Source organism: Cumulibacter manganitolerans, assembly GCF_009602465.1.
GTDB classification, from domain to species: Bacteria; Actinomycetota; Actinomycetes; order Mycobacteriales; family Antricoccaceae; genus Cumulibacter; species Cumulibacter manganitolerans.
Genome location: NZ_WBKP01000004.1, coordinates 80,672 through 105,056, shown reverse-complemented (window position 1 = coordinate 105,056; position 24,385 = coordinate 80,672). Strand labels below are relative to the sequence as shown.

General features: G+C 70.8%; 24 protein-coding genes. 19 read left to right on the top strand and 5 right to left on the bottom strand.

The features are described from left to right. The first annotated feature begins 33 nt into the window (after nucleotides 1-33). The 3 genes from F8A92_RS02665 to F8A92_RS02655 all read left to right on the top strand — a co-directional run bounded on the left by F8A92_RS02665 (nucleotide 34) and on the right by F8A92_RS02655 (nucleotide 1,322). Nucleotides 34-276: a hypothetical protein gene (locus F8A92_RS02665; RefSeq protein ID WP_153503074.1), complete on the top strand. Its 243-nt coding sequence runs from the start codon at nucleotides 34-36 to the stop codon at nucleotides 274-276. A 4-nt stretch (nucleotides 277-280) separates the two neighbouring features. Beyond that, entirely contained in the window at nucleotides 281-631 is a 351-nt protein-coding gene (locus tag F8A92_RS02660) for a hypothetical protein (protein WP_153503072.1), read from the top strand. 124 nt (nucleotides 632-755) lie between these two features. Continuing rightward, entirely contained in the window at nucleotides 756-1,322 is a 567-nt protein-coding gene (locus tag F8A92_RS02655; RefSeq protein WP_153503070.1) for a hypothetical protein, read from the top strand. Here the strand turns inward: F8A92_RS02655 and F8A92_RS02650 are convergent. Next, nucleotides 1,268-2,245: a COX15/CtaA family protein gene (locus tag F8A92_RS02650; protein WP_228389140.1), complete on the bottom strand. Its 978-nt coding sequence runs from the start codon at nucleotides 2,243-2,245 to the stop codon at nucleotides 1,268-1,270. The two genes, F8A92_RS02655 and F8A92_RS02650, sit on opposite strands and share 55 nt — an antisense overlap. Nucleotides 2,246-2,337: 92 nt before the next feature. On the opposite strand from F8A92_RS02650, the gene F8A92_RS02645 reads away from it, so the two are divergent. From F8A92_RS02645 to F8A92_RS02605, 9 genes are all read left to right on the top strand, one after another. Continuing rightward, nucleotides 2,338-2,763 carry a CBS domain-containing protein gene (locus tag F8A92_RS02645; RefSeq protein ID WP_153503068.1) on the top strand — a complete coding sequence of 142 codons (426 nt, stop codon included), beginning with the start codon at nucleotides 2,338-2,340 and terminating at the stop codon, nucleotides 2,761-2,763. A gap of 73 nt (nucleotides 2,764-2,836) precedes the next feature. Beyond that, nucleotides 2,837-3,550, top strand: coding sequence for a helix-turn-helix transcriptional regulator (locus tag F8A92_RS02640; RefSeq protein ID WP_228389139.1), 714 nt, complete (start codon nucleotides 2,837-2,839; stop codon nucleotides 3,548-3,550). A gap of 68 nt (nucleotides 3,551-3,618) precedes the next feature. Continuing rightward, nucleotides 3,619-5,052: a Fe-S cluster assembly protein SufB gene (sufB, locus tag F8A92_RS02635; protein WP_153503065.1), complete on the top strand. Its 1,434-nt coding sequence runs from the start codon at nucleotides 3,619-3,621 to the stop codon at nucleotides 5,050-5,052. Between the two features lie 91 nt (nucleotides 5,053-5,143). After that, on the top strand, nucleotides 5,144-6,316 hold the full coding sequence (gene sufD / locus F8A92_RS02630; RefSeq protein ID WP_228389138.1) for a Fe-S cluster assembly protein SufD: 1,173 nt from the start codon (nucleotides 5,144-5,146) through the stop codon (nucleotides 6,314-6,316). Between the two features lie 43 nt (nucleotides 6,317-6,359). Then, entirely contained in the window at nucleotides 6,360-7,124 is a 765-nt protein-coding gene (sufC, locus tag F8A92_RS02625) for a Fe-S cluster assembly ATPase SufC (protein ID WP_153503063.1), read from the top strand. After that, a complete protein-coding gene (locus F8A92_RS02620) occupies nucleotides 7,121-8,386 on the top strand; it encodes an aminotransferase class V-fold PLP-dependent enzyme (RefSeq protein ID WP_153503061.1) in 1,266 nt (421 codons plus the stop codon). The genes sufC and F8A92_RS02620 overlap by 4 nt, the downstream gene beginning before the upstream one ends. Nucleotides 8,387-8,397: 11 nt before the next feature. Further along, nucleotides 8,398-8,856 carry a Fe-S cluster assembly sulfur transfer protein SufU gene (gene sufU, locus F8A92_RS02615; protein WP_153503059.1) on the top strand — a complete coding sequence of 153 codons (459 nt, stop codon included), beginning with the start codon at nucleotides 8,398-8,400 and terminating at the stop codon, nucleotides 8,854-8,856. Continuing rightward, the gene (locus F8A92_RS02610) at nucleotides 8,857-9,198 is read left to right on the top strand and encodes a metal-sulfur cluster assembly factor (protein WP_153503057.1); all 342 of its coding nucleotides are present in this window, start codon (nucleotides 8,857-8,859) and stop codon (nucleotides 9,196-9,198) included. It begins immediately after the preceding gene. Between the two features lie 9 nt (nucleotides 9,199-9,207). Then, entirely contained in the window at nucleotides 9,208-10,260 is a 1,053-nt protein-coding gene (locus F8A92_RS02605) for a potassium channel family protein (protein WP_228389137.1), read from the top strand. Between the two features lie 3 nt (nucleotides 10,261-10,263). Here the strand turns inward: F8A92_RS02605 and F8A92_RS02600 are convergent, their stop codons facing one another. Next, nucleotides 10,264-10,548, bottom strand: coding sequence for a hypothetical protein (locus F8A92_RS02600; protein ID WP_153503055.1), 285 nt, complete (start codon nucleotides 10,546-10,548; stop codon nucleotides 10,264-10,266). A gap of 44 nt (nucleotides 10,549-10,592) precedes the next feature. Here F8A92_RS02600 and F8A92_RS02595 point away from each other — a divergent pair, with 44 nt between their 5' ends. Together F8A92_RS02595 and F8A92_RS02590 are read left to right on the top strand one after the other, a co-directional pair. After that, a complete protein-coding gene (locus tag F8A92_RS02595; protein WP_153503053.1) occupies nucleotides 10,593-11,123 on the top strand; it encodes a hypothetical protein in 531 nt (176 codons plus the stop codon). An 82-nt stretch (nucleotides 11,124-11,205) separates the two neighbouring features. Then, entirely contained in the window at nucleotides 11,206-12,804 is a 1,599-nt protein-coding gene (locus tag F8A92_RS02590; protein ID WP_153503051.1) for an ABC-F family ATP-binding cassette domain-containing protein, read from the top strand. A gap of 4 nt (nucleotides 12,805-12,808) precedes the next feature. Here F8A92_RS02590 and F8A92_RS02585 read toward each other — a convergent pair whose 3' ends face one another. Then, the gene (locus F8A92_RS02585; RefSeq protein WP_153503049.1) at nucleotides 12,809-13,954 is read right to left on the bottom strand and encodes a hypothetical protein; all 1,146 of its coding nucleotides are present in this window, start codon (nucleotides 13,952-13,954) and stop codon (nucleotides 12,809-12,811) included. A gap of 105 nt (nucleotides 13,955-14,059) precedes the next feature. Between F8A92_RS02585 and F8A92_RS02580 the strand changes: the two genes are divergently transcribed. Further along, nucleotides 14,060-15,943: an ABC transporter ATP-binding protein gene (locus F8A92_RS02580; protein WP_228389136.1), complete on the top strand. Its 1,884-nt coding sequence runs from the start codon at nucleotides 14,060-14,062 to the stop codon at nucleotides 15,941-15,943. A gap of 3 nt (nucleotides 15,944-15,946) precedes the next feature. Here the strand turns inward: F8A92_RS02580 and F8A92_RS02575 are convergent, their stop codons facing one another. Beyond that, nucleotides 15,947-16,666: a sulfite exporter TauE/SafE family protein gene (locus F8A92_RS02575; RefSeq protein WP_153503048.1), complete on the bottom strand. Its 720-nt coding sequence runs from the start codon at nucleotides 16,664-16,666 to the stop codon at nucleotides 15,947-15,949. A gap of 76 nt (nucleotides 16,667-16,742) precedes the next feature. Beyond that, the gene (gene acnA, locus F8A92_RS02570; RefSeq protein ID WP_153503046.1) at nucleotides 16,743-19,526 is read right to left on the bottom strand and encodes an aconitate hydratase AcnA; all 2,784 of its coding nucleotides are present in this window, start codon (nucleotides 19,524-19,526) and stop codon (nucleotides 16,743-16,745) included. A gap of 188 nt (nucleotides 19,527-19,714) precedes the next feature. Here acnA and F8A92_RS02565 point away from each other — a divergent pair, with 188 nt between their 5' ends. From F8A92_RS02565 to F8A92_RS02550, 4 genes are all read left to right on the top strand, one after another. Continuing rightward, nucleotides 19,715-21,247, top strand: coding sequence for an AMP-binding protein (locus F8A92_RS02565; RefSeq protein WP_153503044.1), 1,533 nt, complete (start codon nucleotides 19,715-19,717; stop codon nucleotides 21,245-21,247). 163 nt (nucleotides 21,248-21,410) lie between these two features. Further along, nucleotides 21,411-22,493 (top strand): AAA family ATPase, encoded by a 1,083-nt coding sequence (locus tag F8A92_RS02560; protein WP_228389135.1) that lies wholly within the window; start codon nucleotides 21,411-21,413, stop codon nucleotides 22,491-22,493. Next, nucleotides 22,490-23,422, top strand: a complete 933-nt coding sequence (locus F8A92_RS02555; RefSeq protein WP_153503042.1) for a DUF58 domain-containing protein — start codon at nucleotides 22,490-22,492, stop codon at nucleotides 23,420-23,422. The genes F8A92_RS02560 and F8A92_RS02555 overlap by 4 nt, the downstream gene beginning before the upstream one ends. Beyond that, a complete protein-coding gene (locus tag F8A92_RS02550; RefSeq protein ID WP_153503041.1) occupies nucleotides 23,419-24,375 on the top strand; it encodes a VWA domain-containing protein in 957 nt (318 codons plus the stop codon). Before F8A92_RS02555 ends, F8A92_RS02550 begins: the two co-directional genes overlap by 4 nt. Nucleotides 24,376-24,385: the final 10 nt, after the last annotated feature.

Here is a 24,385-nt window from a genome sequence, read left to right as displayed (position 1 = left end):
CGCCATCAGCGCGACCAGGGACGGGGGCGGGGCGTGACCGAGGGACGAGGCCCGCGCGGCGGCACGGCCGACGGCCTGCTCGAGGCGCTGGCCGGGCTGGTCGCCGGCACGCTGCCGCTTCCGCCGTGCGCGGGGTCCGCGCGGCTGCGTGCCGTCCACGCGTCCGCGGCGCGGGGGGTGCAGGCCGCGGTCGCCGACCTGCTCGCCGCCCTGGAACGTCTCGGGCCGCCACCGCCCGGGGGTCACCGTCGGCGGGGCAGCGCCGGTCTATCCTGATCGCATGACCGACCCTGCCGACGACGTCCAGGCCACTGCCGCACCCGAGAGCGACCACTCCGAGGAGGCGGCGACCGCCGCGAAGCGGCTGTCCGCGTTCGCCGCTCGCCACGGGGGACCGGCGCACGTCTACCTCGAGCACGTCTCGGCCAACCGCACGCGGATCGTCGTGGTGGCCCAGGACGGCCGCTACGGCGACCAGGTCCTGCGCTCCCAGCAGGCGGCGATCGACGCGTGCGCGACCGCCGGCTTCACGGTGTCCGAGGGGGATTGGGAGCGCGAGGCCGTCGGCGCGGTGCGCACCACGGCGTTCGAGTGGGGCCTGATGGGCCACGGCCGGCCCGCCGGGAAGTAGCGCCGCCGGCGAACTCTGCGCGGCCTCCCGGTGAACTTCGCCGTCGCGCAGCGCACCGGGCTGCTCGCTGGACCTACGCTCGCGAGGAACCGTATCGGCGACGCACGGAACCGAGGTGTCCGACGTGAGCCCTCTGAGCAGCGGGTCGGTGCAGCCCGGTCGCGGCGGCCCGCCGCGGCCCCCGCAGATCGGCGCGCAGCGCGACGCGCTGGCGGCCGCCCGGCCGGCGCGTACGGCGCAGGTCGGTGAGCAGTGGGAGCTGGTGGCGGACCTGCTCGACGAGCTGGTCAGCCGCTACGACGACCTGCTCGAGGACGGCCCGTCGGCGCAGACCGCAACGGCGGCCGGCGCCGCTCTGCAGGACGTCATGGACGCGTTCGACGTGCTCGGCGCGGTGTCCCGGCACAACTCCGAGGTGCTGGACGACGTCGCGACCGAGCTCACGATCGCGCAGGCGCGGATGACGACCATCTGGAGCGACTACGAGGCCGAGCGGGCGGCAGGGGAGCTCGCTCAGCGCGCCGGCTCGATCGAGCGCCGCTATACCGCCCGGGCCGCGCGCGAGGTGTGGTACCCCCTCGACGGACACATCGCCGACGCGGCCCGCCGGCTCCGGCAGGCGCCGGCGCGGCCGGGTCAGCCGGCGACCGGCGCGTCGTGCTCGAGCGTCGTCCCGCTGCCCCGCCGCTGAGCCGCGGGCCGCGTGCCCACCGGCCGGTCGGCGCGCAGCGCCGGGACGTAGCGCAGCTCTTCCGCGACCACGGTCGAGGTGGCCATCACGAGGGCGGCGAGCACCAGGTGCGCGGCGACGAGCGCGAGCGGCAGCCCGGTGAAGTACTGCGTGTAGCCGACCACGGCCTGCCCGAGCTCGACGGCCATCAGCAGGGTGGTCGCGACGATCAGCCCTCGCCGGCCGACGATGCGGGCGTAGATCGTGACGCCCACCGACAGCCCGACGAGCAGGAAGACCGCGTCCGCGTGCAGCTGGGAGACCAGCGCGGGATCGAAGCCGGTGCGCCCGGCGTCCGGATCACCGGCGTGCGGCCCGGCGCCGGTCGCGAACGTGCCGAGCGCGAGGGTCAGGTAGGTGGCGATGAGCAGCGCGCGCGCCAGCCAGTGCGCGGCGCGCCCGCGGTAGTCCACGACCACCCGATCGAGGTGCCGGGCGCGGTGGTAGCTGACCGCCGCCCAGTAGATGAGCACCATCGTGATCATCATGTGCACCATGACCGTGTACGGGTTCAGGCCGGTGAGAACGGTGATGCCGCCGACCACGCCCTGGGCCGGGATGCCCATGCCGATCAGGAACGCCAGCCGGGTCAGGTCGGGGCGCCGCGGGCTCAGCCGGCGCAGCACCAGCCAGGTGGTCAGCGCGACCACGATCAACGCGAAGGTCAGGGTGCGATTGACGAACTCGATGTAGGTGTGGATCGGCGCCTCGGGCGTCGGCACGATGTTGCCGTCGTTGCACGTGGGCCATTCCGCGCAGCCGAGACCGGACCCGGTGAGCCTGACCAGGCCCCCGGTCAGCACGAGCGCGATGTTCGCGAGCAGGTTCGCCAGCGTCAGCCGGCGGGCGTTCTGGGCGGTCGGGGCGGGCAGGGTGAGGCGCACTCCTCCAGGGTAGCCGCGGCCCCGGCGGATCCTTGTGCCGCGTTCGTCACCGGACCTACGATGACGCCACCTCGAGCGAACGGGAGCGCGTCATGAAGATCAGCGACATCCTGCACCACAAGGGCGGCGACATCGTGACGGTGACGCCCGAGACGACGGTTCGCGAGCTCGTCACCGTGCTGGCCGAGCACAACATCGGCGCGGTCGTCGTCAGCGCCGACGGTGAGCGCCTGGACGGCATCGTCTCCGAGCGCGACATCGTGCGCAACCTGGTGACGCTCGAGCCGCTCAGCGGCCGTCCGGTGTCCGACATCATGACCGCCGACGTGCACACCTGCCGGCCGGAGGCCGAGGTCGACTCGCTGCGCACCCAGATGACCGAGCGCCGCATCCGGCACGTGCCGGTCACCGACGGCGAGCGGCTGGTCGGCATCGTCAGCATCGGGGACGTCGTGAAGTCGTCCATCGGGCAGCTGCAGTTCGAGCGCGACCAGCTCTCGAACTACCTCAACCAGTAGCCTCGCCGGGGTGGCCCAGGTCACGCGGCAGCCCTGACGCGCGCGGCGCCCCGAATTAGGTAACATGGGTGTTGTGAAATTCGGAGCGCCGGCAACCGCGCCCGACGCGCACGGCGCGTCGGGGGACGGCCGTACGCGCGCACGGATCACCACGCTGCTGCTCAACCACGGCTCGCAGTCCGTCGCCGAGCTCGCCGAGGCGCTGTCGCTTGCGCCGAACGGCGTCCGTCGGCACCTCGACGCGATGCTGGCCGAGGGCCTCGTCACCGAGACCGCCGGGCGGGCGGCCGGCCGTGGACGACCGGCCCGCCGCTACGGGCTCACCGACATCGCCCGCGACCAGCTGCCGCACACCTACGACGACCTGGCGGTCGCCGCCCTCCGCCAGCTGGTCGCGATCGGCGGGCGCGAGGCGGTCCGCGCGTTCGCCGACCAGCAGGTGCACGGCCTGGAGTCGCGGTGCCGCACCGCGATCGACGGCGCCGGCGACGACCCCGTCGCCCGCGCCGAGGCGCTGGCCGCCGCCCTCAGCGGCGAGGGCTATGCTGCCTCGGCGGAATCGCTCGCCAGTGGCGGCCAACTGTGCCAGCGGCACTGCCCGGTCGCCCAGGTGGCGGCCGAGTTCCCCGAGCTGTGCGAGGCCGAGACCGAGGTCATCGGGAGACTCGTCGGCAGCCACGTACAGCGGCTCGCGACCATCGCCCGCGGCGACGGCGTGTGCACCACCCACGTACCGGCCGGGGGAGTGCGCGCCGCGCACCCTCCCCTCGAGCGCCGGATCTCCTAGCCCACCGACCACCACCACGACCACGTCCCCCCGACGTACGCCGATAGAGAAGGATCAGAGGTTCTGATATGACCACGACCGATGGCGCGCCGATCGTCACGCAGGACGAGCACATCGAGGCTCTGAGCCGCTACAACTACGGCTGGCACGACAGCGACAACGCCGGCGCGATCGCCAAGCGGGGCCTGTCCGAGCAGGTCGTCCGCGAGATCTCGGCCCTGAAGAACGAGCCCGAGTGGATGCTCCAGACGCGGCTGAAGGCGCTGTCGCTGTTCGAGAAGAAGCCGATGCCGACCTGGGGCGCCGACCTGTCGGGCATCCACTTCGACCAGATCAAGTACTTCGTCCGGTCGACCGAGAAGCAGGCGACCACCTGGGACGAGCTGCCCGACGACATCAAGAACACCTACGACAAGCTCGGCATCCCGGAGGCGGAGAAGCAGCGGCTCGTCGCGGGCGTCGCCGCGCAGTACGAGTCCGAGGTGGTCTACCACCAGATCCGCGAGGACCTCGAGCAGCAGGGCGTCATCTTCGTCGACACCGACACCGGGCTGCGCGAGTACCCGGAGCTGTTCGAGGAGTACTTCGGCAGCGTCATCCCGGCCGGTGACAACAAGTTCTCGGCGCTGAACACGGCCGTGTGGTCCGGCGGCTCGTTCATCTACGTGCCGAAGGGCGTGCACGTCGACATCCCGCTGCAGGCCTACTTCCGGATCAACACCGAGAACATGGGCCAGTTCGAGCGCACCCTCATCATCGTCGACGAGGACGCGTACGTGCACTACGTCGAGGGCTGCACGGCGCCGATCTACTCGTCGGACTCGCTGCACTCGGCCGTCGTCGAGATCATCGTCAAGAAGGGCGCGCGCTGCCGGTACACGACCATCCAGAACTGGTCGAACAACGTCTACAACCTGGTCACCAAGCGCGCGAACGCGCACGAGGGCGCGACCATGGAGTGGATCGACGGCAACATCGGCTCCAAGGTCACCATGAAGTACCCGGCGGTGTTCATGCTCGGTGAGCACGCCCGCGGCGAGGTGCTCTCGGTCGCGTTCGCCGGCGAGGGGCAGCACCAGGACGCCGGCTCGAAGATGGTGCACCTGGCGCCGCACACCTCGTCCTCGATCATCTCCAAGTCGGTGGCTCGCGGCGGCGGCCGTGCCTCCTACCGCGGCCTCGTGCGGGTCAACCCCCGCGCGCACGGCTCGTCGTCGGTGGTCAAGTGCGACGCGCTGCTGGTCGACCAGATCAGCCGCTCGGACACCTACCCGTACGTCGACATCCGCAACGACGACGTCTCCATGGGCCACGAGGCCACCGTGACGAAGGTCAGCGAGGACCAGCTGTTCTACCTCATGTCGCGTGGCATGGAGGAGGACGAGGCGATGGCGATGATCGTGCGCGGCTTCGTCGAGCCGATCGCCAAGGAGCTGCCGATGGAGTACGCCCTCGAGCTCAACCGGCTCATCGAGCTGCAGATGGAAGGTGCTGTGGGATAACCGGCCGGCGCGGCGCCGCGGCCGGATCGGCCGGCTGCCGCGGAGGGCAACGAGCAACCACATCGAGCCAAGAATCGACGAAAGAAGAGAAGTGACTGTTACCGAGACCCCTGCCGTCGCCGGGGCGATCGAGACCACCGACAAGGTGCTCTCGCACCTGCACCCCGCCGGATCGCGCGACCTCGCCGACCACCCGGTGCCCAGCGGGCACGAGGAGATCTGGCGGTTCACGCCGATGCGGCGGCTGCGCGACCTGCACAAGGACGCGCCGTTCGGTGGCAAGCTGCGGCTCGACGTCGAGGCGCCCCCGGCCGTGGAGATCTCCGAGTCGGGCGCCGACGACCCGGTGCGCGGCAGCAGCGGCTTCCTGCCGACCGACCGCATCACCGCCCGGGCGTGGGACGCCGCCGCCGGCGTCACCGCCGTGCGGATCCCGACCGACACGGTCGTCGACGAGCCGGTCGTGCTGCGCCACCGCGGCGGGACCGCCGACGGGCCCGCCATCGCTGCGCACGGTGTCGTGGTCGCCGGAAAGTTCAGCAAGGCCACCGTGGTCCTCGACTTCGCCGAGAGCGGCAGCGTCGCCGACGTCATCGAGTTCGTGCTCGAGGACGGCGCGGAGCTGACCGTCGTCACCCTCGACGACTGGGCCGACGACGCGCTGCACCACTCGTCGCAGCACGCCCGGATCGGCCGCGACGCCCGGTTCAAGCACATCGCGGTGACCTTCGGCGGCGACCTGGTGCGGACCAACACGTCCGTCTCGTACGCCGGCAGCGGCGGCGAGGCCGAGCTGCTCGGGATCTACTTCGCCGACGCCGGCCAGCACATCGAGCACCGGCTGTTCGTCGACCACGACGCGCCCAAGACCAAGAGCAACGTGGACTACAAGGGCGCGCTGCAGGGCCAGGACGCGCACACCGTGTGGATCGGCGACGTGCTGATCCGCAAGGTCGCGGAGGGCATCGACACGTACGAGTCCAACCGGAACCTGGTGCTCACCGCCGGCTGCCGCGCCGACTCGGTGCCCAACCTCGAGATCGAGACCGGCGAGATCGAAGGCGCGGGACACGCGTCGACCACCGGACGGTTCGACGACGAGCAGCTGTTCTACCTGCAGTCGCGAGGCATCCCGGCCGACGAGGCACGCCGCCTGGTCGTCCGCGGCTTCTTCGCCGACATCATCCGCAAGATCGGCGTCCCGTCGATCGAGGAGAAGCTCATCGACGCCGTCGAGGCCGAGCTCGCCCGATCCAACGCCTGATCGACCCGAATCCTTCACCTACCAGAACTCCAGGAGCAGCACAGTGGCAACGCTTGAGATCCGCGACCTGCACGTCAGCGTCAACACCGGCACCGAGGACAAGCCGATCCTCAAGGGCGTCGACCTCACGATCGACCAGGGCGAGACGCACGCGATCATGGGCCCCAACGGCTCGGGCAAGTCGACGCTCGCGTACTCGATCGCCGGGCACCCGAAGTACACCGTCACGCAGGGCTCGGTCCTGCTCGACGGGCAGGACGTCCTGGGCATGACCGTCGACGAGCGCGCCCGCGCCGGCATGTTCCTCGCGATGCAGTACCCGGTCGAGGTCCCCGGCGTCTCCAACGCCAACTTCCTGCGCACCGCCGCCACCGCCGTCCGCGGCGAGGCGCCGAAGCTGCGCCATTGGGTCAAGGAGGTCAAGGAGGCGATGGAGGGCCTGAAGATGGACCCGTCGTTCTCCGAGCGGGCCGTGAACGAGGGATTCTCCGGCGGTGAGAAGAAGCGCAACGAGATCCTCCAGATGGAGCTGCTGCGCCCGAAGCTGGCGATCCTCGACGAGACCGACTCCGGCCTGGACATCGACGCTCTGCGGGTCGTCTCGGAGGGCATCAACCGGGTGCACGCGGCGACGAACAACGCGACCCTGCTCATCACCCACTACACCCGCATCCTGCGTTACGTGACGCCGGACTACGTGCACGTCTTCGCCGGCGGCAAGGTCGTCGAGTCCGGTGGCCGCGAGCTCGCCGACGAGCTCGAGGAGAAGGGCTACGAGCGGTTCACCAAGGCGGGCGCTTCCGCGTGAGCAAGCTCCTCGCGCCGTACGACGTCGAGACGGTCCGCGCCGACTTCCCGATCCTGACGCGCACCTTCGACGACGGTGCCTCGCTGGTGTACCTCGACTCCGCGAACACCTCGCAGAAGCCGCAGGTCGTCATCGACACGATGAGCGACCACTTCGCGCACCACAACGCGAACGTCGCCCGCGCGATGCACCGGCTCGGCGCCGAGTCCACCGAGGCCATGGAGGCGGCCCGCGCCAAGGTGGCCCGCTTCATCGGGGCCGCGCGCCCCGAAGAGATCGTGTTCACCAAGAACGCCTCGGAAGCGCTGAACCTGCTCGCGCGGGTGATGGGTGATGCGACCGGCGAGCTGCGGATCGGCGAGGGCGACGAGGTCGTCATCTCCGAGATGGAACACCACTCCAACATCGTGCCGTGGCAGCTGCTGTGCGAGCGGACCGGCGCCACGTTGCGCTGGTTCGGCCTCACCGACGAGGGCCGGCTGGACCTGAGCAACATCGACGAGCTGATCAACGAGCGCACGAAGGTCGTCTCGGTGGCGCACGTGTCGAACACGCTCGGCACGATCAACCCGATCAGCATGCTCGCCGAGAAGGTGCACGCGGTGGGCGCGTTGCTGTTCGTCGACGCGTCGCAGGCGGTGCCGCAGATGCCGTACGACGTCTCCACGCTCGGCGCGGACGCGGTCGTCTTCACCGGCCACAAGATGGTCGGCCCGACGGGGGTCGGCGTGCTGTGGGGCCGCTACGACCTGCTCGAGAAGCTGCCGCCGTTCCTCGGCGGCGGCGAGATGATCGAGATCGTCAAGATGAGCGGCTCGACGTACGCCCCGCCGCCGGCGCGGTTCGAGGCCGGTACGCCGCCGATCGTGCAGATCATCGGGCTCGGCGCTGCGGTGGACTACCTGCAGGGCATCGGCATGGACAAGATCGCCGAGCACGAGCAGCAGATCGCCGGCTACACCCTGGCGCGGCTGCAGGACGTCTCCGGCGTCCGCATCATCGGCCCGGCGAGCACCGAGGACCGCGGGGGAGCGATCAGCTTCGACCTCAAGGACGTGCATCCGCACGACGTCGGCCAGGTGCTCGACTCCTACGGGATCGCGGTACGCGGCGGCCACCACTGCGCGCGGCCGGTGCACGAGCGGTTCGGGATCGGCTCCTCGAGCCGGGTGTCTCCGTACCTGTACACCACGACGGCCGAGATCGACGCGTTCATCGACGGGCTGGAGAAGGTCAAGGCCTTCTTCCGGGTCGACTACTGAGGGGAGCCGCGGTGCAGCTCGAAGCGATGTACCAGGAGATCATCCTGGACCACTACAAGAACCCGCAGGGCAAGGGCCTGCGCGAGCCGTTCGACGGCGAGGCCCACCACGTCAACCCGACCTGCGGCGACGAGGTCACCGTCCGGGTGAAGATCTCCGACGACGGCCAGCGCATCGAGGACGTCTCGTACGACGGCATGGGCTGCTCGATCAGCCAGGCCTCGGAGTCGGTGCTCTACGAGCTGGTGCACGGCCGGCCGGTCGCCGACGCGTTCGCCAAGCTGGACGCGTTCGCCGAGCTCATGCAGAGCAAGGGCGCGGGCGAGCCGGACGAGGAGCTGCTCGAGGACGGGGTAGCGTTCGTCGGGGTCTCGAAGTTCCCGGCGCGCATCAAGTGCGCGCTCCTGGGCTGGATGGCGTTCAAGGACGCGGCGGCGCGCGCCGGCGTCGCGGTACCGGAAGGAAAGTAGATGACTGAGGACACCAAGGCGGCCGCCCTCGACGACCTCGAGGAGGCCATGCGCGACGTCGTCGATCCCGAGCTGGGCATCAACGTGGTCGACCTCGGGCTGGTCTACGGCCTCGACATCGACGAGAACAACGTCGCCACGATCGACATGACGCTGACGTCGGCGGCGTGCCCGCTGACCGACGTGATCGAGGACCAGACCCGCCAGGCCGTGACCGGCGGTCCCGGGCCGGGGCTGTGCAAGGACGTCAAGATCAACTGGGTGTGGATGCCCCCCTGGTCGATGGACAAGATCACCGACGACGGCCGCGAGCAGCTGCGCGCGCTCGGCTTCAACGTCTAGCCGACGCAGGTGGACACCGCGCCCACCGATCGCTCCTACCTGAGGCTTCCGGAGCGGGTGCTCTCGCCGGTCCGCTCGCTGTCCGCGCGGATCGGCGTCGCGTTCGTCCTGGTGGCGGTCGTCGTGATCGCCGTGTACACGGGACGGGGCGGGTACCGCGATGCCGACGGCTCGCCGCTGACCCTGCTCGACTCGATCTACTACACGACGGTCACGATGACGACGACCGGCTACGGTGACATCACCCCGGTCTCGCCGTCCGCGCGGTTCGTGAACGTCGTGCTGATCACGCCGTTGCGCATCCTGTTCCTGATCCTGTTGGTCGGGACGACGCTCGAGGTGCTCGCGAGCCAGGGACGCGAGCGGATGCGCCTGGCCCGGTGGAGGAAGAACATGCACAAGCACGTCGTCGTCGTCGGGTACGGCACGAAGGGCCGCTCGGCCGTCGCGACCCTCGTCGGGTCCGGCGTCGACCGCGACCACATCCTGGTGATCGACCCGTCCGAGCCCGCGACGCACGAGGCGCAGGCGGCGGGGTTCGCCTCCATCGTCGGGGACGCGTCCCGGCGCGACGTGCTCGAGCGGGCGCACGTGGAGGACGCCGAGAAGATCATCGTCACGGCGAACCGCGACGACACGGCGGTGCTGGTCACGCTCACCGCCCGCCAGCTCAACGCCGACGCGCACATCATCGTCGCGGTGCGCGAGCAGGAGAACGTGCACCTGCTGCGCCAGAGCGGCGCGAACAACGTCGTCACGTCGTCCGAGTCGATCGGCCGGATGCTCGCCATCGCGTCGGTCAATCCGTCCCTGGCCGACGTCCTCGACGACCTGCTCAGCCCCGGCGAGGGGCTCGAGGTGGCGCAGCGGGCGGTCGACCCCGACGAGGTCGGCCGGTCCCCGAAGTGGTGCAGCGACCAGGTCATCGCCGTCCAGCGCGGCGGCCGGAGCTACCGGTTCTACGACGACGAGGTCGCCGCCCTGCAGAAGGGCGACACGCTGGTCGTGGTGCGCGACAGCGACCGCGGCTCCGGCAGCGGCCCGCTGCGCGACTACGCGTAGCGGCTACCCGAGCAGGGTGCCCACGAGGTAGCCCGGGGGCAGCATCACCAGCGCGATGGCGACGATCATCAGCGCGGCGGTGAAGTAGCCCTGCGCCTGCGTGGTGCGCAGCACCTCGGCGCGGCGCAGGTACCACAGCAGGCCCGCGATGACGGCCGCGCCGACGGCGAGCACCACCGTCGTCCGGCCGGCGCCGGCGTCCAGCACCAGATGCAGCGGGACGAACACGGCGAACGCGACGCACAGCCCCAGGACGGCGGCCCACAGCGGCAGCAAGCGATCGCGCACCTCGGCCTCCGTTCGTGTCGCGCGAGAGTCTACGCTGGGCGCCGATGTCACTCTTCGACGGTGCCGTCGCGGGCGATCGGGACCCCGACGAGCAGAACCCCCTGGTCCTCTGGTCCCTGGTCGCCGCGCTGGTCGGCTGCACCGTGCTGTGGGTGTTCTTCGGCCAGGCGCCGGTCACCCGGTTCCTGCTGGCCGCGCCGGTCGTGGGCCTGGTCGTGATGATCGGCACGTACGGCGTGCGGCAGGTGCGTCCCGACGACGCCCCGCCGGTGTACCGCGCGGCCGCGGCCAGCGCCATGTCCGGTCCCGCCCAGTGGCAGGCGGCTCGGTTCCGGCACGACGAGCTGGCCCGTGACTACCTGCCGTACCAGGAGAACCCGGCGCTCCGCCGGCGCCTGCCCGGCCTCGGCAGCGCGGCGGACCCGGCGACCGCGGCGTTCCGCGAGGCGCTGCAGCGCGCGACGCTGTCCCGCACGTCGATCTACCCGGGCGCCGCGATGACCGCGACGTACGCCGAGGCGGTACGCCGGCTGGCCCACGAGTGGGCGCTGCTCAAGCGCACGATCGAGCGCTGAGTGGCCCGGCTCACGGCGGGGACAGTGCCGGGTACGCCGTAGAATGGGTGAGTTTGCCTTCGACGAGTGAGTGAGCCGCCCTGTGATCAATGCCGAAAAGGTCGAGCTGCGTGCCGGTGCGCGCGTTCTCATCTCGGACGCGACCATGCGGGTGCAGCCGGGTGACCGCATCGGGCTCGTCGGCCGCAACGGCGCCGGCAAGACCACCTCGTTGCGGATGCTGGCGGGGGAGACCCTGCCCGCCGACGGGCGGGTGGAGCGCAAGGGCTCGATCGGCTACCTGCCGCAGGACCCCAAGAGCGGCGACCTGACGGTGACCGCGCGCGACCGGGTGCTGGCGGCCCGCGGGCTCGACGAGCTCATGCACCAGATGACCGCCCTCGCGGAGAGGATGGCCGAGGCCGACGGCGCGGAGCGCGACAAGCTGATCGCCCGCTACTCGCGGCTGGAGGACCAGTTCGCCGCCAACGGCGGGTACGCGGCCGAGAGCGAGGCGGCGCAGATCTGCGCGAACCTCAGCCTGCCGGACCGGGTGCTCGCCCAGCAGCTCTCGACGCTGTCCGGCGGCCAGCGCCGCCGCGTCGAGCTCGCCCGCATCCTGTTCTCCGGCGCCGACACGCTGCTGCTCGACGAGCCCACCAACCACCTGGACGCCGACTCCATCGGCTGGCTGCGCGACTTCCTCAAGCGTCACGACGGCGGCCTGATCGTGATCAGCCACGACGTCGACCTGCTCGAGGCGGTCGTCAACAAGGTGTGGCTGCTGGATGCGAACCGCTGCGTGATGGACGTCTACAACGTGGGCTGGAAGGACTACCTCAAGCAGCGCGAGGTCGACGAGAAGCGGCGCAAGCGCGAGCGGGCGAACGCCGAGAAGAAGGCGGGCGCGCTGCTCGGCCAGGCGGACAAGATGCGGGCGAAGGCCACCAAGGCGGTCGCCGCGCAGAACATGATCCGGCGCGCGGAGGCGCTGCTCGCGGGTCTCGAGGAGGAGACGGTGCACGACCGGGTGGCGCGCGTCCGCTTCCCGGACCCGGCACCGGCCGGCCGGACGCCGCTGACCGCGCGCGAGCTGTCCAAGTCGTACGGCTCGCTGGAGATCTTCACCGACGTCGACCTCGCCGTCGACCGCGGCGCCCGCGTGGTCATCCTCGGGCTCAACGGCGCGGGGAAGACGACGCTGCTGCGGATCCTCTTCGGCGCCGAGCAGCCGGACACCGGCGAGGTGGTGCCCGGGCACGGCCTGCGGCTCGGCTACTTCGCCCAGGAGCACGACACCATCGACGGATCGCTGAGCGTGCTGGAGAACATCACCCGCGCGGCCCCGGAGGCGGCGTCCACCGACCTGCGCAAGATCCTCGGCGCGTTCCTGTTCTCCGGCGACTCGGTCGAGCAGCCGGCCGGCACGCTGTCCGGCGGGGAGAAGACCCGGCTCGCCCTCGCCAGCCTGGTCTCCAGCGGCGCGAACGTGCTGCTGCTCGACGAGCCCACCAACAACCTGGACCCGGCGTCCCGCGAGCAGGTGCTGGACGCGCTGCGCGGCTACACCGGTGCCGTCATCCTGGTCTCGCACGACGAGGGCGCCGTCCGGGCGCTCAACCCGGAGAAGGTGATCCTGCTGCCCGACGGCATCGAGGACAACTGGTCCGAGGACCTCGCCGACCTGATCTCCCTCGCCTAGCCGGTCAGCCCAGCGGCAGCGCGGCGACGGCCACCCCGCACAGCGCGGTGAGCAGCACCGCGACCGGCTCGGGTCCGTCCGGCGTCCCGGCGGACCGCGGCGGGGCGGACGCCGCCACCACCAGCAGCGGCAGCCAGATCACCGCGGCCGGGACGATGCCCAGCGCGGCGGGGCGGGTCAGCACGTCGACGACCGCGGCCACCAGCCCGGTCAGCATCACCGGCCACGCCGGCGTGCCGCGCAGCTTGCGCCACGACGCGCGGTGCACCGGGCCGCCGATCACCGCCACGGCCAGCGTGGCCACCACGACGCCCGCGGCCAGCCCGGCCGGGTCGGCGAGCCGCAGCGCCGAGGCGGCACCGAACTCCACCGGCCACGACCAGCCGATCGCGGCCGCCGACAGCAGCGAGACCAGGACGCCGAGGCCCGCGACGAAGATCATCAGCGAGCGGCGGCGCAGGAAGTAGATGCACAGCAGCCCGACGCCGGCCGCGGACGCCGCGAAGCCGGCGAGGGCGCCGACGACGAGCAGCACGCCCGACAGCAGCCCCAGCACGGTCGAGGAGAGCAGGCCGCGGCCGCGCTCGCTCGCGAGCGCGCTGAGCGCCAGCACGCCGCACACCGCGACCACGCCGCCGACCGCCAGCCCGTCGACGCCGAAGCCCAGGCCGGGGCTCAGCGCGACGGCGGGCATCAGCCGGCCGGCCTGCACCTCACCGGACAACGACCGTACGGCGGCGTTCAGCAGCACCACCGCGAGGCCGCCGCCCAGACCGAGCACGACGGCCGGCAGCGTGCCGGGCAGCGCGGCCAGCAGATCGCTGATCCCGTTGCCGAAGAAGCTGCCCACCTCGCGGCCGTCGAACACCGGCTCACGAGCCAGCACCAGCGCCGCGGTCCACACCGATGCGCCCACCGCCGCGACCGCCTGCACCGCCACCCAGGACCCGCCGGCCCGGGGGGCCAGCAGCAGCACGCCGAGCGCCGCGGTCGCCGCGAGCAGCACGGGGGCGACCGCGGGCGGGCGCGGATCGGCCACGCCGACGATCGCGGCCCGCGTCGCGTCGGGCAGCAGCACCGCGACGACGAGGACCGTGATGATCGCCAGCGACAGCCACACGACGAGATCGGCACGTGCCGGTCTGGGCACCCCGCACCTCCGTCTGGCCGTCATGCAGCAGAATGGTCTGTCGTGGCCGCGCGCGGCGCGTCGGCACCGCATCATGGTACGAGCAGCCGCACGAGGGGAGAAACGATGCAGCCCATGTCCGGCGGCTACTGGCAGACGATGCGGTCCTTCCGGGGCGCCGACCACGACTCGAGGTCCCAGAAGCTCGCTCCCGGCACGTTCCGACGGATCGTGGCCTTCGCCCGGCCGTTCCGCCGCGAGCTCACCTGGTTCCTGCTGCTGACCGTCGTGGCATCCGTCGTCGCGGTGCTCACGCCGTTGCTGGCCGGGGACGTCGTCAACCAGATCACCGGCACCGCGCCCGACCGGCGCGCCACGATCGTCTGGCTGTCGATAGCGATCGCCGGGCTGGCGCTGCTGGACGCCGGGCTGTCCCTCGTGAGCCGGTACTACTCGGCGCGGATCGGCGAGGGGCTGATCTTCCACATGCGCTCGCTGGTGTTCGCGCACGTGCAGCGCATGTCGATCGCGTTCTTCACCCGCGCCCAGACCGGCGCGCTGGTGACCCGGCTCAACAACGACATCAACGGCGCCCAGCAGGCCTTCACCTCCACGCTGGCCGGCGTGGTCTCCAACGTCATCGGTCTGATCCTGACGATCGGCGTGATGCTGACGCTGTCGTGGCAGGTGACCGTGCTGTCGCTGATCCTGCTGCCGATCTTCATCGTGCCCGCGCGCCGCGTGGGCAACCGGCTCGCGAGCATGACGCGGGAGAGCTTCGCGCTCAACGCGAGCATGAACACCACGATGACCGAGCGCTTCAACGTGGCCGGCGCGCTGCTGGTCAGCCTGTTCGGGCGGCCCGCCGACGAGCGCGAGTACTTCCAGGCGCGCGCCGGGCGGGTTCGCGACATCGGGATCCGGTCGGCGATGTACAGCCGCGCCTTCCTCGTCGCGCTGACGCTCGTCGCCGCCCTCGCGCAGGCGCTCACCTACGGGGTCGGCGGCGTGCTCGCCGTCGAGGGGGCGCTCAACGCGGGCGCCGTGGTGTCCCTGGCGCTGCTGCTGAGCCGGCTGTACGGACCGCTGACCGCGCTGTCGAACGTGCGCGTCGACATCATGAGCGCGCTCGTCTCGTTCGAGCGGGTCTTCGAGGTGCTCGACCTCGAGCCGGCCATCACCGACCGCCCGGGGGCGGTGACGCTGCCGCCGGAGGCCTCCAGCGTCGAGCTGGACGACGTGCACTTCACCTACCCGTCGGCCCGCGAGGTGTCCCTGGCTTCCCTGGAGGACGTCGCGCTGCCCGACTCGTCCTCCAGCCAGCCGGTGCTGCGCGGCGTCACGCTGTGCGCGGCGCCCGGCCAGATGATCGCGCTGGTCGGCCCGTCGGGCGCCGGCAAGACGACGATCTCGCAGCTCGTGCCGCGCATCTACGACGTCACCTCCGGCACGGTGCGGGTCGGCGGCGTCGACGTGCGCGACGTGCGGGTGCAGTCGCTGCGCGACCACATCGGCGTCGTGTCGCAGGACTCCCACCTGTTCCACAGCACCATCCGCGAGAACCTGCTCTACGCCCGCCCGGACGCGACGCACGAGCAGATCGTCGACGCCCTCGTGGCCGCGCAGATCTGGCCGCTGATCGAGAGCCTGCCCGAAGGTCTCGACACCGTCGTCGGCGATCGCGGCTACCGGCTCTCCGGCGGGGAGAAGCAGCGGCTGGCCATCGCGCGGGTGCTGCTGAAGGCACCGGCCATCGTCGTCCTCGACGAGGCGACCGCGCACCTCGACAGCGAGTCGGAGGTCGCCGTCCAGCGGGCGCTCGCCGCCGCGCTCGTCGGCCGTACGTCGCTGGTCATCGCGCACCGGCTCTCGACGATCCGCCGCGCCGACCAGATCATCGTGCTGGACAAGGGCCGCGTCGCGCAGCGCGGCACGCACGACGAGCTGATCGCCCAGGGCGGGCTGTACGCCGAGCTGTACCACACCCAGTTCGCCGGCAGCGGGCAGTAGCCGCTACAGCAGCCCGCGAACGACCAGCACCAGCGAGCTGAGCGCCGACACGGCGAGGACGCCGGCGCGGACCCGGGCCGCGTCCACGCGGCCGCGCAGCCACACCGCGATGCCGAAGCCGGCGATCACGAACGGCACGAGCCACAGGCCCACGGTCACCTGGTGACCGCTGAGCCGGCCCACCAGGGCCAGGCTCGTCAGAGAGACGAGGCTGCCGACGCAGAAGTAGACCGCGAGCGTGCAGCGCAGCATCGACGGCCGCTGGTGCTGGTAGACCAGCGCCATCGGCGGGCCGCCGATGGAGGTCGCCGTGCCGCCGACACCGGACACGAACGCGCCGATGCTGAGCGCGACGGGGCTCGGACGTGGCTTCCAGCGCACCACGCTGAGCACGACGGCGCCCAGCACGAAGCCGCCGATCAGGACGCCGAGCAGGCCCGGGGAGATCACCACGACCAGCCAGGCGCCGACGGCGGTGCCGGCGAACCGCCACGGGAACGCCCAGAGCAGGCCCTTCCAGTCGACATCGTGATGCTCGTGCACGAGGGTGAGGACCGGCAGCACCGCCGAGGTGACGATGAGCGTGCCCGGCACGAGCGAATGGTCGATCAGCGCGATGAACGGCGATGCGACCAGGGCCATGCCGAGCCCGATGATGCCCTGGACCATGGCACCGAGGAGGATCAGCGCACCGCAGGACAGCACGAGGGCCCAGGTGCTCACGTCGCCTCCTGTTCGGCACAGAACACGTCGGGGCCCTCTCACGAGCGTGAGAGGGCCCCGACGTGGCGTGCGGTGCTTACTTGTTGCGCAGCGACCGCAGGACGTACTGCATGATGCCGCCGTTGCGGTAGTACTCCGCCTCACCGGGGGTGTCGATGCGGACGACGGCCTCGAACTCGGTCGGCGCGCCCTCGCCGGTCACCTTCACGGTGACCGTCTTGGGGGTCTGGCCCTCGTTGAGCTTGTCGATGCCGACGATGTCGAACGTCTCCGAGCCGGTCAGGCCGAGGTCGTCGGCGGTCTTCCCCGCCGGGAACTGCAGCGGGATGACGCCCATGCCGATCAGGTTCGAGCGGTGGATGCGCTCGTAGGACTCGGCGATGACCGCCTTGACCCCCAGCAGCGCGGTGCCCTTGGCCGCCCAGTCGCGCGACGATCCGGACCCGTACTCCTTGCCGGCCAGCACGACCAGCGGGATCCCGGCCTCCTGGTAGGCGACCGAGGCGTCGTAGATCGTCGTCTGCTCGCCGTCGGCCAGCCAGTTGCGCGTGAAGCCGCCCTGGACGCCGTCCAGCAGCAGGTTGCGCAGCCGGATGTTGGCGAACGTGCCGCGGATCATGACCTCGTGGTTGCCGCGGCGCGAGCCGTAGCTGTTGAAGTCGAGGCGCTTGACGCCCTTCTCCTGCAGGTACTTGCCCGCGGGGGAGTCGGCCTTGATCGCGCCGGCCGGGGAGATGTGGTCGGTGGTGACCGAGTCGCCCAGCTTGGCCAGCACCCGCGCCCCGGTGATGTTCTGCACCGGCGCCGGCTCGGCCGGCATGCCGTCGAAGTAGGGCGGCCGGCGAACGTAGGTGGAGTCCTCGTCCCACTCGAACAGGTCGCCCTCGGGGGTGTCGAGGCCCCGCCAGCGGTCGTCCCCGGCGAACACGTCGGCGTAGTCCTTGGTGAACATCTCCGACGAGATGGCCGCGTCGATGACCTCCTCGATCTCCTGCGGCGACGGCCAGATGTCGCGCAGGTACACCGGGTTGCCCTCGGTGTCGTCGCCGAGCGAGTCGTTCTCGAAGTCGAAGTCCATCGTGCCGGCCAGCGCGTACGCGACCACCAGCGGGGGCGAGGCGAGGTAGTTCATCTTCACGTCCGGGTTGATCCGGCCCTCGAAGTTGCGGTTGCCCGACAGCACCGAGACGACGCTGAGGTCCTGCTCGTTGACCGCCGCCGAGATCTCGTCCGGCAGCGGGCCGGAGTTGCCGATGCAGGTCGTGCAGCCGTAGCCGACCAGGTAGAAGCCGGTCTTCTCAAGGTACGGGGTGAGCCCCGCGCGATCGTAGTAGTCCATGACGACCTGCGAGCCCGGCGCGAGGGTGGTCTTGACCCACGGCTTGCGGGTGAGCCCGCGCTCGACGGCCTTCTTGGCCAGCAGCGCCGCGCCGATCATCACCGACGGGTTGGAGGTGTTCGTGCACGAGGTGATCGAGGCGATCGCGACCGAGCCGTGGTCGATCTCGAAGGAGGTGCCGTCCTCGAGGGTGACCTGGGTCTTCTTCGACGGACGGTCGCTCGGGTCGCCGTCCTCGATCGGCGCCTGGACGGCCTCGTTGTCGGACGACGGCGGGTCGGAGGCGGGGAAGCTGCCGTTGGACTGCGGCTGGTCGGGGTCGACCTCGCGGTCCTCGGCGTACGCCGGGAGCGCCTCGCGGAAGGCCTCCTTGGCCTGCGAGAGCACGATGCGGTCCTGCGGGCGCTTCGGCCCGGCGATCGACGGGACGACGTCGCCGAGGTCGAGGGAGAGGTACTCGGAGTACACGGCCTCGTTGGAGGGGTCGTGCCACAGGCCCTGCGCCTTGGAGTAGGCCTCGACCAGGTTCACGTGCTCCTCGGAGCGACCGGTGAAGCGCAGGTAGCGCACCGTCTCCTCGTCGATCGGGAAGATCGCGGCGGTCGAGCCGAACTCGGGGGACATGTTGCCGATGGTCGCGCGGTTGGCCAGCGGTACCGACGCCACGCCGTCGCCGTAGAACTCGACGAACTTGCCGACGACGCCGTGCTGGCGCAGCATCTCGGTGATGGTCAGCACGAGGTCGGTGGCGGTGGCGCCGTCCGGCAGCGCGCCGGAGAGCTTGAAGCCGACGACCCGCGGGATCAGCATGGACACCGGCTGGCCGAGCATGGCCGCCTCGGCCTCGATGCCGCCGACACCCCAGCCGAGGACGCCGAGGCCGTTGACCATGGTGGTGTGCGAGTCGGTGCCGACCAGCGTGTCGGGGTAGGCCTGCCCGTTGCGCGCGAACACGCCGCGGGCGAGATGCTCGATGTTGACCTGGTGCACGATGCCGGTCCCCGGCGGGACGACCTTGAACTCGTCGAACGCGGTCTGGCCCCAGCGCAGGAACTGGTAGCGCTCCTTGTTGCGTTCGTACTCGATGTCGACGTTGCGCTCGAAGGCGTCGGCGCGGCCGAACACATCGGCGATGACCGAGTGGTCGATGACGAGCTCGGCGGGCGCGAGGGGGTTGATCTTGGACGCGTCGCCGCCGAGGGCGGTCATCGCCTCGCGCATGGTGGCGAGGTCGACCACGCACGGGACGCCGGTGAAGTCCTGCATGATCACGCGCGCCGGCGTGAACTGGATCTCGATGGAGGGCTCGGCCTCCGGATCCCACTTGCCCAAGGCCTCGATCTGCGCGGCCGTGACGTTGGCGCCGTCCTCGGTGCGCAGCAGGTTCTCGAGCAGAACTTTGAGGCTGTAGGGCAGCTTCGCGGACCCCTCGACCTTGGCGAGATCGAAGATCTCGTAGTCGGTGCCGCCGACATTCAGGGTCGTCCTGGCATCGAGGCTGTTCTTACTCGGGTTCGTCACACCGTTCTCCTCACGACTCACGGACGCACATGCGCCCACCCGCGTCATCTTTCCAGTCTCCCTATACGAGGTGTACTCCGGGTTGACCCGCCTCGCCACCGAGGTGGCGTGCTGGGCGCGAGACAGCGATAATCGGCGCACACCTGTGGGTCGCGCGGCCGGCCCCGACGCTGACTGGGAGGAACCAAATGCGGGTCCCGTTGACATTGCAGCACTTCATCGACCGTGCCGAGGCGGTGTACCACGACCGTCCGGCCATCATCGACGAGCCGAACCAGCCCGCGCCTCCGCTGAACATCACCTACGGCGAGCTGGCCCGGCGGGCCCGCGCGATCAAGGCCGGCCTCGACGAGCTGGGCATCGGCCAGGGCGAGCGGGTCGGGATCGTCAGCCACAACGCCGGCCGGATGTTCGAGCTGTTCTACTCGGTGCCGACGTCCGGGCGGATCTACGTCCCGATCAACTTCCGGCTGCGCCCCGAAGAGGTGCAGTTCATCGTCGAGCACGCCGGCTGCAGCGTGCTGCTGGTCGACGAGGAGCTGGAGCAGTCGCTGCGTCCCGTCTACGCCAAGCACAAGCTCGTCATCGGCAAGGAGTCCGACGAGGCGCTGCTGCGCTACGAGCGGGAGGCCGTGCCGTGGGAGCCGGACGAGGACGCGCCCGCGGTCATCAACTACACGTCGGGCACGACGTCCAACCCCAAGGGCGTCGTGCAGACCCACCGGTCGCTGTGGGTGAACGCGACGACGTTCGCGATGCACATGGGCGTCACCGACCGCGACGTCTACCTGCACACCCTGCCGCTGTTCCACTGCAACGGCTGGGGGATGGGCTTCTCGACCACGGCGTTCGGCGTCCCGCAGGTCATGCTGCGCAAGGTCGACGGCGGGGAGATCCTGCGTCGCGTGCAGCAGCACGGTCTGACCCTGGCCTGCGGCGCCCCCGCGGTGTGGAACGCGGTGCTGGACGCCGCGGGCGACTGGGACGGCGAGGTACCGGGCCGTGACGAGATGCGGCTGGTGGTCGCCGGCGCCGCGCCGCCCACCCGCACCATTCAGCGGATCATGGACGACCTCGGCTGGGAGTTCAACCAGATCTACGGCCTCACCGAGACGGCCCCGCTGATCACGATCAACCGGCTGCGCCGGGAGGATCTGGACAAGACGTCCGAGGAGAAGGCCACGCTGCTGGCGAAGGCCGGCTCGCCGGCCCTGGGCGTGGAGCTGGCCATCGACGACTCCGGCGAGGTGCTCACGCGCGCCAACGTGGTCCTCGACCGCTACTGGAACAACCCCGACGCGACCGCCGAGGCGCTGGAGGGCGGCTGGTTCCACACCGGCGACGGCGGCAGCATCGACGAGCACAGCTACCTGACCATCTCCGACCGCAAGAAGGACATCATCATCACCGGCGGCGAGAACGTCTCCTCGATCGAGGTGGAGGACACGATCTTCAGCCACCCGGCCGTCGACGAGGTCGCCGTGATCGGCGTCCCGGACGAGAAGTGGGGCGAGACGATCAAGGCCCTGGTGGTCGCCAAGCCCGGCGCCGAGGTGAGCGCCGAGGAGATCATCAAGCTGTGCAAGGAGAAGCTGGCCGGCTACAAGGCGCCGACGAGCGTGGAGTTCCGGGACGAGATCCCGCGCACCGCGACCGGCAAGATCCAGAAGTTCAAGCTGCGCCAGCCGTTCTGGGAGGGGCGCGAGCGGCAGGTGAACTGACGGGCCGCGGTCACGGGCGGGGAACCTCCGCCGGTCGCTGTACGTCGTCCTTGAGCACCCACCGTCACCCGACGATGTGGGGCGATAATGTCTCTCGGACGTCAACCGCCCGTGACCACGCGCTGCGCCGGAACCGCCGCGCGGCCAGCCCCGAGGAGGATGGGTGACCAACCCGACCCCAACGACCACCGGTACGACGAACGCGCTCGACCGCGCGATGCTCGAGGTCAAGAAGGTGATCGTCGGCCAGGACCGGCTGATCGAGCGGATGCTCGTCAGCCTGCTGGCCAAGGGGCATCTGCTGCTCGAGGGCGTTCCGGGCGTCGCCAAGACGCTCGCCGTGGAGTCCCTGGCGCGATCGGTCGGCGGGACCTTCGCCCGCCTGCAGTTCACCCCCGACCTGGTGCCCGCGGACATCGTCGGCACCCGCATCTACCGGCCCGGCTCCGACGAGTTCCACACCGAGCTCGGGCCGGTGTTCGCGAACTTCGTGCTCACCGACGAGATCAACCGGGCGCCGGCGAAGGTGCAGTCCGCGCTGCTGGAGGTGATGGCCGAGAAGCAGGTGTCGATCGGCGGGGTCACCCACGAGATGCCGCAGCCGTTCCTGGTGATGGCCACCCAGAACCCCATCGAGTCCGAGGGCGTGTACCCGCTGCCCGAGGCGCAGCGCGACCGCTTCCTGATGAAGGTGAACGTCGACTACCCGACGGTCGAGGAGGAGCGCGAGATCATCTACCGGATGGGCAGCGAGCCGCCGGTGGCCGAGCCGGTGATGAGCATCGACGAGCTGCTCGAGCTGCAGCGGCAGGCCGGCAAGGTGTTCGTGCACCACGCCCTCGTCGACTACGTCGTGCGGATCGTCTTCGCCACCCGCACGCCCAAGGACCTGGGCCTGGACGACGTCGCCACCTGGATCACCTACGGTGCCAGCCCCCGCGCCTCGCTGGGCATCATCTCCGCCGGCCGGGCCCTCGCGCTCGTGCGCGGACGCGACTACCTGCTGCCGCAGGACGTCCTGGACGTGGCCGGCGACGTGCTGCGCCACCGGCTGGTGCTGTCGTACGACGCGCTGGCCGACTCGGTACCCGCCGACCACGTGGTGAGCCGCATCCTCAGCGCGGTACCGGTGCCGCAGGTGACCGCGCGACCCGCGCGCAACCAGGGCCCGCGCCCCAGCGGCTGGCAGCAGCCGCACGGCCAGCCGCCGCTCGCGCGCCACCAGCAGCCGACCGCGTCCCCATGAGCCGACGTACCACCGCCCCGCCGAGCGTGCGCGACGAGAAGGCCGAGGTCGTGCTGCGCAAGCTCGAGCTCACCGTCCGGCGCAAGCTCGACGGGCTGCTGTTCGGCAACCATCTCGGGCTGGTGCCCGGCCCGGGGAGCGAGCCGGGGGAGTCCCGGCTCTATCACCCGGGTGACGACGTCCGGCGGATGGACTGGTTCGTGACGGCCCGCACGACGACCCCGCACGTCCGCGAGACGGTGGCCGACCGGGAGCTCGAGACGTGGCTGGTGATCGACCTGTCGCCGTCGCTGGACTTCGGCACCGCCGACTGCGAGAAGCGCGACCTGGCTGTCGCCGCCGCGGCGTCGTTCGTCTACCTCACCCAGCACGGCGGCAACCGGATCGGTGCGATCATCTCCACCGGTGACACGACGATCCGGATCCCGGCGCTGCCGGGAAAGGCGCACGGCGACTGGATCATCCGCAAGATCATCGCCACCCCGCCGGCCGCGGAAGGCACCCGCGGCGACCTCGGTGCCTCGCTGGAGGAGCTGCGCCGTCCGGAGCGCAAGCGGGGGCTGATCGTGGCGATCAGCGACTTCCTGGGCGAGCCGACGTGGGTGCGGCCGATGACCGGGCTGCAGGCGCGCCACGACCTCATCGCCGTCGAGGTCGTCGACCCACGCGAGCTGACGCTGCCGGACGTCGGGCTGGTGATGCTCACCGACCCCGAGACCGGCCGGCAGATCGAGGTGCAGACCGCCAGCCGCGCGGTGCGCGAGCAGTTCGCCGCCGAGGCGACCGCCCAGCGCGCGGAGATCGCCACCGGCCTGCGCCGCGCGGGAGCGTCGCAGCTGCGGTTGCGCACCGACCGCGACTGGCTGCACGACATCATGCGTTTCGTCGCCCACCGGCGCCGGGGCACCGTCGGAGGAGTAGTTCGATGAAGTTTCTCGAGCCCATGTGGCTCCTGCTGTTCGTCGGCGTGCTCGCGCTCGCCGCGCTGTACCTGCTGATGCAGCTGCGGCGCAAGCGGTACGCCGCCAAGTTCACCAACGTCTCGCTGCTGGAGAAGGTCGCGCCGCGGCGTCCGGGGTGGCGGCGCCATCTCGCCTTCGCCCTCATGGCCGCCGCGCTGGTGTGCTTCACCACCGCGATGGCGAAGCCGGCGACCAAGGTGAAGGTGCCGCGCAACGAGGCCACGGTGTGCATGGCGCTGGACGTCTCGCTGTCCATGGAGGCCAAGGACATCAAGCCCGACCGGTTCACCGCCATGAAGAACTCCGCGACCGACTTCGTCGACAAGCTGCCGCAGGGCATCAACCTGGGTCTCGTGTCGTTCGCCGGAGCCGCGCAGATCGTGCAGCCGCCGACCATCGACCGCAACGCCATCAAGGTGGCGATCGACGGGCTCGAGCTCGACCAGGCCACCGCGACCGGCGAGGCGATCTTCGCCTGCCTGCAGGCCATCAAGACGTTCCAGAGCAGCCTGAAGGACCAGCAGAGCAAGATCCCTGCGGCCCGCATCATCCTGCTGTCCGACGGCTTCAAGACCGTGGGCCGCGACGTCGGGACCGCCGTCGAGGCCGCGAAGCAGGCGAAGATCCCGGTGTCGACCATCGCCTTCGGCACCAACGGCGGGACCATCGAGCACGAGGGCGAGCAGATCCCGGTACCGGTCGACAACGACACGATGAAGCAGATCGCCCAGGACACCGGCGGCTCGTACTTCAACGCCGAGTCCGCCGGCGAGATCGCGAAGGTCTGGCAGGACATCGGAGAGCAGATCGGATACACCTACAAGTTCCAGGAGGTGCCGACCCGGTTCGTGGGCTGGGGGCTGGTGCTGGCATTCGCCAGCGCCGTGGCCAGCCTGCTGTGGTCCAACCGCCTGTTGTAGGTACGTTTGA